This is a genomic window from Campylobacter concisus, assembly GCF_902460545.1.
Classification (GTDB): domain Bacteria; phylum Campylobacterota; class Campylobacteria; order Campylobacterales; family Campylobacteraceae; genus Campylobacter_A; species Campylobacter_A concisus_AE.
This window is the reverse complement of record NZ_CABPUE010000018.1, coordinates 1-1,038: the sequence shown is the minus strand read 5'-3', so window position 1 is coordinate 1,038 and position 1,038 is coordinate 1. Positions and strand designations below refer to the sequence as shown.

2 protein-coding genes are annotated in these 1,038 nt (G+C 28.7%); both read left to right on the top strand.

Annotated elements, in window-relative coordinates:
* A partial coding sequence (locus tag FZ949_RS09410; RefSeq protein WP_222862792.1) for a hypothetical protein occupies positions 1 to 252 on the top strand: 252 nt, incomplete at its 5' end.
* Positions 233 to 1,038, top strand: an 806-nt coding sequence (locus FZ949_RS09205; RefSeq protein WP_222862791.1) for a hypothetical protein, incomplete at its 3' end; no start/stop codon positions are given. The genes FZ949_RS09410 and FZ949_RS09205, both read left to right, overlap by 20 nt.

Below are 1,038 nucleotides of genomic sequence, written 5' to 3'. Positions count from 1 at the left end.
CATAGAAAAATAGAAGAAAAAAATGATAATGTAGTTTATATAATGATAGAAGAGCTTATATACGAGTATGATAAGTCATTGGAACGTTTATATAAGTTTCTAGGTTTGGCAAAAGATGAACATATAAATAAAAGACAATGTTTTAATCCAGATGTATCTAAAAATTGGACTAGACTTTGGAAAAAATACCCTAAATATAAAAAAGAAGTAGAGATTATTAGGGAGTATTTAAATGAATATTGCTACAAATGATCTTAAAAAACTAATTGAGCCACATTTTCAAGGAGATCTAACCAAGGATTATTACGAAATTAAAACAATAAAAGCTATAAATTTATTGACTCATACTAGATTGGATCTGGCTTTTAAACTTTTATACCTCGATATGATAAATAAGGATAGTGCTTTTGCAAAAAAGATTTATGAAGAGCATATACGTGCGTTTAGTTTGGGGAATTTTACTGAGTTCGGTAATAAAAACAAAAATGGTATTAATTCTTTTATAAAAGAATTTGATGTTACTTTTGAGAGTATTAAGAAAAATGGATTTGACTGTCGTAAAACTATTGTGCCACTTTCAAAAAATAAGTCTATAGCAAATGGAGCACATAGGGTTTCTAGTGCTATATATATGGATATAGATGTTGGATGTGTGCAAATAGATACTGCAGACCATATTTATAACTATAAATTTTTCTATGAGCGAAATGTGTCGAATGAAATCTTAGATGCTGTAGTTACTAAATTTATAGAATATGCTAACAATACATACATTGCCTTTATATGGCCTACGGCACAAGGACACGACGAAAAAATAGAAGAAATAGTTCCAAGAATAGTATATAAAAAAGAGATAAAACTTAATCCAAATGGTGCGCACAATTTACTTTCTCAAATATATTATGGAGAAGAGTGGTTGGGTAGAGTAGAGGATAATTTTAGTGGGTCTAAAGGTAAGCTTGTAGAGTGTTTTACTAATTTTAACCCGGTAAGGATTGTGGTGTTTCAAGAAGATAGTTTAAATAATGTATTAAAAAT